The organism is Psychrobacter sp. Arc9, assembly GCF_041431295.1.
GTDB lineage: Bacteria > Pseudomonadota > Gammaproteobacteria > Pseudomonadales > Moraxellaceae > Psychrobacter.
Genome location: NZ_JASMRK010000002.1, coordinates 269,845 through 278,604, shown reverse-complemented (window position 1 = coordinate 278,604; position 8,760 = coordinate 269,845). Strand labels below are relative to the sequence as shown.

The 8,760-nt window shown below is 39.9% G+C and carries 7 protein-coding genes; 5 read left to right on the top strand and 2 right to left on the bottom strand.

Features of this window, described 5'->3' with window-relative positions; genetic code table 11:
• Positions 1-433: 433 nt before the first annotated feature.
• Positions 434-2,152: a hypothetical protein gene (locus QO187_RS02400; protein ID WP_160021550.1), complete on the bottom strand. Its 1,719-nt coding sequence runs from the start codon at positions 2,150-2,152 to the stop codon at positions 434-436.
• A gap of 121 nt (positions 2,153-2,273) precedes the next feature.
• On the opposite strand from QO187_RS02400, the gene QO187_RS02395 reads away from it, so the two are divergent.
• The 3 genes from QO187_RS02395 (at position 2,274) to QO187_RS02385 (ending at position 3,976) form a co-directional block, all read left to right on the top strand.
• A complete protein-coding gene (locus QO187_RS02395; protein ID WP_371546966.1) occupies positions 2,274-2,684 on the top strand; it encodes an OsmC family protein in 411 nt (136 codons plus the stop codon).
• A 68-nt stretch (positions 2,685-2,752) separates the two neighbouring features.
• Entirely contained in the window at positions 2,753-3,217 is a 465-nt protein-coding gene (locus QO187_RS02390) for a flavodoxin family protein (RefSeq protein WP_371546963.1), read from the top strand.
• Positions 3,218-3,316: 99 nt separating this feature from the next.
• On the top strand, positions 3,317-3,976 hold the full coding sequence (locus tag QO187_RS02385) for a DUF938 domain-containing protein (protein ID WP_160021553.1): 660 nt from the start codon (positions 3,317-3,319) through the stop codon (positions 3,974-3,976).
• Positions 3,977-4,100: 124 nt separating this feature from the next.
• On the opposite strand, the gene QO187_RS02380 is transcribed toward QO187_RS02385, so the two are convergent.
• On the bottom strand, positions 4,101-4,892 hold the full coding sequence (locus QO187_RS02380) for a dienelactone hydrolase family protein (RefSeq protein ID WP_371546960.1): 792 nt from the start codon (positions 4,890-4,892) through the stop codon (positions 4,101-4,103).
• Between the two features lie 560 nt (positions 4,893-5,452).
• On the opposite strand from QO187_RS02380, the gene QO187_RS02375 reads away from it, so the two are divergent.
• Both QO187_RS02375 and QO187_RS02370 read left to right on the top strand, forming a co-directional pair.
• The gene (locus tag QO187_RS02375) at positions 5,453-7,540 is read left to right on the top strand and encodes a catalase (protein WP_371546958.1); all 2,088 of its coding nucleotides are present in this window, start codon (positions 5,453-5,455) and stop codon (positions 7,538-7,540) included.
• 329 nt (positions 7,541-7,869) lie between these two features.
• On the top strand, positions 7,870-8,658 hold the full coding sequence (locus tag QO187_RS02370; RefSeq protein ID WP_371546955.1) for an MBL fold metallo-hydrolase: 789 nt from the start codon (positions 7,870-7,872) through the stop codon (positions 8,656-8,658).
• Positions 8,659-8,760 lie beyond the last annotated feature (102 nt).

Here is an 8,760-nt window from a genome sequence, read left to right as displayed (position 1 = left end):
AGAAGTGAAACATCGTAGCGCCAATGGTAGTGTGGTTCGCCCATGTGAGAGTAGGTCATCGTCAGCTCTCTATTCTAAAAAAGAGTCATCCTTAATTGGGTGGCTCTTTTTTTTATCTTTTATTTCTAGTGACCTACGCAGCAAATCCTATTTAAAGGTGAGCAAGGAATAACGACTGTCTGGGAGACAGTCGTCCGCAGCGCAAGACAAGAGCTATACTCGCAGTTAGCATGCTTTGCCTTAACGGTTCTCTTCTCGTTCGTCAGCTCTCTATTCTAAATAAAGCCCCCAACGCTCACGCGATGGGGGTTTTTCTTTGTCTGTAGATTGGTGCTGAAAAGCTACTAGTAATTGAGTTCATGAACTTTCCCTATGATAGTCAAATAAGACTCTTATACGAAAAATTTGTCTAGAAAATATATAAAACAACAGATCACGATACATGTTTCTTGTCGAATATAAATACGTTGTGATGAATTGCTTCATTAGTCTTTTGAATATTAAATGTTTTCTTATCTTCAGGTAATCGTAGTACTTTTGGTAGTCGTGCTATTGCCATTTTTTCATTAGCAATGGCATAGTGACGATAGTATTCATTTAAGACTTCATTGCAGTCAAATTCTACGTAAACAATATTATCATTATGTTTTTTAGCTAAATTTATTATGGACAGAAAAAACTCATTTTTCGCTTCATTTTTTGAATGTTCCACATCTTCTAAAGTATAATTTGGTGGGAAACCGACCTTTATTTTTTGCCAAATACTACCATTTTCCTTAGTTTCAAGATAAAATTTTAATTTTTCTTCTAATTGATTTAACTGTATCAGGTTCTGTTCAGTACTATCGAAAGCTTCCTTGACAATTGCAATTATTTCTTTAGAAGCATTAGTGAAATTTTTAATCTCAAATTTTTTATCCTCTAATGAATCATAAATCGTATCTAGAAAATATTTGAAGCTAATTAGCCTGGCAATCATAACTTCTACATTAGAAGAATATGTAGCGATAGGTCGTAATTGAAAGTTTTGGAGATTATCTATAAGTTTATTAAAAATTTTAGTCAAATAATAAAATAAATAGTATCGATCATCACTATCAGTGACTGCATTATTAATTATATTAGGTAATTTATTCAAAATCGAAATTGTGATTTGGTGCTCATAGTCATTCATACGCTTACTGATATGATATTCTGTCTCTTCGCCGTCTTTTTTCAATTCTTTTTTGAGTAGAGGTATAATTTGTGTCTTACAAAGATGTTGTGCTTCTGCTATAAATTTGATAATTGTGTCCGATACACCAGCATCCAAAGTATATAGTCGACTTGTACAGTATTTAACATGTCGTATATAACTTTCTTCATCTATAAGCTCTTTTCTAATGACAACGTGTGTCAGATATACAAATAGATCATTACTACCGCCATCTTCATGCAAAAAACGTTTAATAGAATAAGGATTTTGTCTTGATTTATCGGCAATACCTATTAAAAACCAGTAACGCTCACTTTCAATGACAAAGAATTTTTTACGCTTTGCCTCTCTTTTTATAATATCGGGTAAGTTGTCTTGTTCCTGAAAGTCTATGTCAGTAGAGTCCCATGCGCGAAAGTCTCGCCCCTGAATCTTTTGCTTAATAAATACTTCTTTAAAGTATGTTTTTACGATATCAGTATTTAAGTGCCTTATACCAGGTTGTACTATAAGATTTACATTATCGATCCAAAATGCTAAATCGTACAAAAATGCTTTTTTTATACTTTCACGACTTTTTTGGTCTAAAATATGATCACCTATATCAATACGGTTAAGATAATCGATCATCGCCTCTACTTTATCAGCAAGTTCAATAGCATCATATGAATCCGGCTTAGACTCAATAAATTTCAACATCTGTATAGCAATTGCTTTTAGCTCTCGATGACGAATTGCTGTTTTAGATAACAAACTTCTCAAATCATCTGGAATGATATAAGTAAAATTTGGGCTAATGTTCCTTTTTGATAATATTTTTTCGTACACACTTTTACGACTGGGTATATCGAGCTGCGGCAAAATACTGATAAGAATGGTTTTCCAGTTACCACCTAATGCTGGGTCTATCGATTTTAATTGATAAACTTGGTATTCTGAGAGCTCATACACATACATATTACAATTTCCTTTACAGAACTAATGTTTGCACAAATGCTCGCTATCTTAGCATCTATCAAATAACTATCACAGCATCTTTATTGCTCAGGCAGCTAGTTTAATAAACTAAGGCAAAATTATGACCACCTCAAAAGTAACCTACCAAGGCGATTTACGCACACAAGCCATTCATTTACAGTCAAAAAATGAAATCATTACTGATGCGCCGACTGACAACCAAGGCAAAGGTGAAGCGTTTTCACCGACTGATTTACTAGCCACTAGCTTAGCCAGTTGTATGTTGACGATTATCGGGATTAAAGCTCGCGATATGGATATCGATATTGCAGGCACTATGAGCGAGGTGACCAAAGTGATGGCAGCTGACCCAAGACGAGTTAGTGAAGTACATGTGGCTATTACTTTTAGTCAGCTGTTAGATGATAAAACGCAAAAAATATTCTATAACACCGCGCTGACTTGTCCGGTTGCGAAAAGCATCCATCCTGATATCATTCAAAAGGTAACTATCAATTCTAAAAGCGACTAATTCTAAGAATTATTGATTTAAAGAATTACGAATTCTAAAGACTAGTAACCTCTATAAGGGTGATTGATATGGCTAGCAAAACCTTACTTATCGTCGCGCATGTGCCGTCGCCTAATACCAAAAAATTGGCACAAGCGGCTTACGATGGTGCGAACCATCCTGATATCGATATTAATGTCATACTAAAATCACCACAAGATACCCAGCCTGAAGATGTGCTGGCTGCTGATGCGCTGTTATTGGGGACGACTGAGAACTTGGCTTATATGGCAGGACTGACCAAAGATTTTTTTGATCGTTGCTACTATCCAGTGCTAGAAGAAAAGCAGGGCATGCCATTTGCGGTATATATACGCGCAGGGCATGATGGTACAGGTACTAAACTTGCGCTCAAAACGATTACAACGGGGCTACGTTGGTCATGGATTCAAGAGGCGCTGATACTACAGGGCGATTGGCAAGATAGCTTTGCTGAGCAAGTAGAAGAGCTTGCTATGACGTTGGCTGCTGGGGTAGAGGCGGGTATTTACTAGTATGAGTTGTTTAGTGACCACTAAGGTAGTATTAGACAGTGCTTGTTAATCTACTGCTATCAATACTGAGAGCACAATAGACTGTTTGGGAGAATAGTAATGCATGACGATAATCTGGAGAGTGATAATCCAAATAATAAAGTAGATATTTCTGCATTGCCGTTTTCTCAAGCGTGTGAGAATAATAAACAACCTATTTTAGAAGTACTTCAAACAGAGCTACAAGGCTGTAATCATGTATTAGAGATTGGTTCTGGAACGGGGCAGCATAGTGTTTACTTTGCGCCTAATCTGCCTGAGATACAGTGGCAAACTAGCGATGTGACTGGTAATCATCGCCATATAATCGCTTGGCACAATGCGTATCCTGCACCCAATCTATATTCGCCATTAGCGTTTGATTTGAGTACGGATGCCGTACCTGTCAATAGCCAGTTAAACTTACCTTATGATGCAATGTTTACGGCTAATACGCTGCATATTATCAGTTGGGCTTTGGTTGAACGGTTGTTTACATTGGCTGGTGATGCGCTACCTACTGATGGCAAACTGATTGTATATGGCCCATTTAACGAGGATGGTAAATATACCAGTGAGGGCAATCAGCGATTTGATGCGATGTTGAGAGCAGGTAATCCTGATAGTGGCATTCGTCATAAAGAAGAGGTTGTCAGTTTAGCCAGTGAACATCATTTGCAACTTGTCACTACTTATGCGATGCCTGCTAATAATCAGCTATTGGTATTTCAGAAGCGCTAATTTTTTAAAGCGTCAGCAAAAACTAAATAAAAAGACACCTTAATGGATCGTTATCAGATCTTGTTGAGGTGTCTTTTTGTTTGGGTTTGCTTATATTATTACTTATGCAACTTGTGCTGCTGGATTATTTATATTCTTCTGCTAAAAAGTCTAAGTAGCGTTTCCAAGAGCGCTCATCGGCGCGGGCGTCATATCTATCGCTGCCAAATACGCTAAAGGCATGTGGCGCACCGCTGTAGGTAACCATCTCATGAGGTACTTTGGCTGCTTCTAAGGTCTTGCCCAAAGTCGCAAAGCTCTCTAGCGAGACAGATTCATCAGCAGAGCCATGAAATACTAGGATTTCTCCCGTAGTTTTGTCATAGCTTTGACCAGTTGGAATATCGAATGCACCATGGAAAGGTACAAAGGCTTTTTGCTCAAAGCCTGAACGTGCTAACTCTAACGCGACCGTACCACCGAAACAGTAACCCATAGTAGTGCCTTTACGCACATCATTGCCTTGTAGTTGTCCTGCTGTTAATGCCCCTGCCAATATGCGACGCATTTTATTACGATCATCATATAGCTCCCCAGTTAGGCGTTTGTTTTCTTCGATAGAAGTGGGGCGAATACCTTGTCCAAACATATCGGCCGCCAATACGTTGTAGCCTTCAGCTGCTAACATGTCAGCACGTTTGCGCTCATAGTCAGTTAGACCGTCCCAATCATGAATCAATAAGATAAAAGGTGCGTTTGGCTTATCTGCCTTGGCGTAATAGCCTTCGTACGCTTTATCATCGACCGTATAAGTTACGTTTTTGGTCGTGATAGCAGCAGCCATTTGACTGAACGTTAATGCCATTAGACCCATTGACGCGCCTACTAGCAATGAGTGATAAGGTTTTTTAATCGGGGAGCTTAGAGTTGGTAACATGGTAGGTAGCCTTATAGTTATATAAAAAATAGTCGCATCATCAAACCCCTATAAATCCGCTACATCGTCATCTTCGCTAACCATACTAATGTATAGCTTGCGCTCGGTTTTCTTGTATCGAAATTATTTGAATCCAACGATATAAAAAAGATAAATATAAGGCTAAAACCCTGCCAACTTATTTATCAATAATCTCTAGTACTGCATAAAAAGCATACCTTAAAGAATAACTACATTACAAGATTCTATTGTTAACGTTTATGCGCCTTTAAGACCATCTAAAGCAGCTGGTTTATAGCGTCTATAGACCTTAACCAAACATCAACAAGGTTTACTATATACGCAACTATATTTGACTTATTTTTTGGGTAGTATAACTCCTAAGCCTATTATTCCTTTACGAATTTTAGTGCGGTATCAATTTAACGCTCGACAATGCTGAAAACACAGATAAATAAATGACAGATGAAGTCACCATTATTTCAAAGGATATCAAACCTGTGTAGGCACTCTTTTAGTGATTTAAAAGAGCACTCTCAATCTATTAGCTAGGACTTTTTATGAATAATAATATCGATCATACGGACCCCGCCAAAAACCTGAATACGGAACGTGGCAATGGTGGTGAAACCCATCAGCGCGCAGGTGACGACACCAAAGTACTGACCACGCAACAAGGTGTGGCTATTGCTGATAACCAAAACTCTCTAAAAGCAGGTTCACGTGGGCCGACGCTATTAGAGGATTTTGTATTACGTGAAAAAATTAATCATTTTGACCATGAGCGTATCCCTGAGCGTATCGTCCATGCTCGTGGTAGCGCAGCACACGGTTATTTTGAGCTGACAGAGTCACTAGAAGAATATACGACTGCCAAAGTATTGACCGAAACAGGTAAGCAAACGCCATTGTTTACGCGTTTCTCAACGGTAGCGGGTAACAAAGGCTCAAAAGATACGCCACGTGATGTGCGCGGTTTTGCAGTGAAAATGTATACAGAAGAAGGTAACTGGGACATCGTTGGTAACAACATGCCAATCTTCTTTATCCAAGACGCGATGAAGTTTCCAGATTTGATTCATGCGGTAAAACCAGAACCAGATCGCGGTTTCCCGCAAGCGGCATCTGCTCATGATACGTTTTGGGATTTTGTCTCACTAAGTCCTGAAACCATGCACAATCTAATTTGGCTAATGAGTGATCGCGGTCTACCACGTAGCCTACGTATGATGGAAGGTTTTGGTATTCATAGCTATCGCTTAATCAATAAAGAAGGGAAGAGCACTTTTGTACGTTTTCATTGGAAGCCAGTACTAGGCGTACAGTCAACCACATGGGATGAGGCCGTAAAAATCTCAGGTGCTGATCCTGACTATCATCGCCGTGATTTGTTTGAGTCAATCAATAATGGTGACTATCCTGAGTGGGAGTTTGGCGTACAGTTATTTACTGAAGAAGAAGCCAATGAATTCCCATTTGACCATCTAGATGCGACCAAGCTGATTCCAGAAGAATTAGTACCAGTGAAAGTCGTGGGTAAGATGGTACTGAACCGCTATCCTGATAATTTCTTTGCAGAGACTGAGCAGGTAGCATTCTGCCCATCGCACCTGCCACCGGGTGTTGATTTTAGTAATGATCCACTATTGCAAGGTCGTCTATTCAGTTACTTGGACACGCAGCTATCACGTCTAGGCTCGCCAAACTTTGCACAGATTCCTGTTAATGCACCAAAATGTCCGTTTGCCAACAATCAGCAAGATGGTCATATGCAGATGCAAGTGCCTAAGACGCGTGTACTCTATGAGCCCCAAAGTCTAGATCCAACTCGTCCTCGTGAAAGCGCTAAACGTGGTTTCAACTCATTCCATGAGCAACTAGATGATGGCGTAAAAGGCCGCGTACGTGACGAGAGCTTTGCCGATCATTATAGCCAGCCACGTATGTTCTACCGTAGTCAGACAGTAACTGAGCAAGCACATATCGCAACCGCTTATGCGTTTGAGCTAGGTAAAGTAGACACAGCCCATGTACGTACGCGTATGCTTAGCCATTTGATTCATATCGATGAAGACTTGGCCAATCGCGTAGCAACGGCATTGGGTATGGAGCTACCAGAGCCAGCTGATGCAGCTGCACCTGTCCAAGACTTAGGAACTTCTAAAGCGGTACAAACTATCGGTCTAACGCCTGATAGTCTAAAAGGTCGTATGATCGGTATCTTGGTTGCAGAAGGCTCTAATAGCAGTGAAGTCAAAAAGTTCGAAGATGCTGCCAAAGCGCAGGGTGCTAGTGTCAAAATCGTAGCGCCTAACAAAGAAGTCGTATTGGATGATGGTACCCGTATACAAGCTGATGAGCGCCTCGCTGGTGGTCCGTCAGTGATGTTTGATGCCATCGTTAGTATCATCATGCCTGACCAAGCTAAAAAGCTGGCAAAAGACAGCTCAGCACTAGATTGGTTCAACGATGCGTTCAACCATTGCAAAGCCATCGCCTATTGCGGCGCGACTGATGAATTTATCCTAAGTAAACTCCCAGTTGAAAAAGATGAATTTGTAACGCCATTGGCTGAGCTAGATGCCTTTATCAGCAATGCTAAGTCTCGCCTATGGGAACGTGAGCCAAAGGTTCGTGATCTTGCATAGTTTATAAGTAGGTAATTTACGAATTATCCAAAATACTAAATAAGATACTAAGTGTTTCCTTAAACCCAGCCTAAGCGCTGGGTTTTTTGCTTTTTACTAATAAGGTGAGAGTTATCATGGATAGAATTATATAGGCGGTTATGAGTAGTAAGTTGTCCATAGTTAATTGTTAGCTGTATCGTCTCTGTATGCCACATGGCTTCTATATATAGTCACAAGCGTTCACTCAAAGTCATTTTATTTGTGGTAACGGGCGCTATACTAAAGATTGGCTATAAAACTGAACAAAAGCCTCACAATAATAATGACGAATGAGGTAGGGAACACCAATGAGTCTATGTGAAATTGTACGCTTAGAAGGATATATCCAGAGTAGTTATCTGGCAGTATATCCAGATAAAATAATGCTGTTAGATGGCTGCTGCCGTGCTGATGTGCCGATGGTGCTTGACTATATTAAGACAACGTTAAAACGACCCATTACTGACCTAAAAGTAGTAGTGGTCACGCATATGCATCCTGATCACGCAGGCGGTGCACATAAGTTTCGAGAAAAGACGGGCTGTATGATTGTCTCAGCAGATAGAAAAAAGCAGTGGTATAGCGGTATTGGTGGGCGCACGATGCACTTCGTAGATATACATCTAGGATATTATGTGGCCAGACGTCAAGGCCGCCCACTTAAAAACCTATACTATTCGGCAAGTCTGAAACCGGATATCACCGTTACAGATGGTGAGCTTGTGCCATATTTTGATGAATGGCAAGTACTAGAGACACCAGGTCATACGGATCGTGATTTGTCTTTGTTTCATCTACCCAGTCGCGAAGTATACACTGCTGATTTAATCATTAAGTTGCGCCATAAGTTCGTAGCGCCATTTCCTGTCTATTACCCTAAAGACTATGTTCAATCGTTAAAAAAAATCAGGGCATTGCAACCGTCAATAGTGATGATGGCGCATGGTCGAGAGCTAGCGATGAGTGAGGCAGAGTTTGATGAGTTTATCGCTCATGCGCCTAAGCATCCACGTACCATCAAAGATACGATCAGACATAAACTACTATGGCGCAAGAAAGATAACTTTAGACTGTTTAAACGCAAGCATAATAAATAGAGGTATATAAAAGCTAAGAAACTAATAGCTAAAAAACAACGTTCAAAAAGCCCAGACGAAAAAAAGCCCAATTACTAAGATAGTAACTGGGCTTTCTAAATA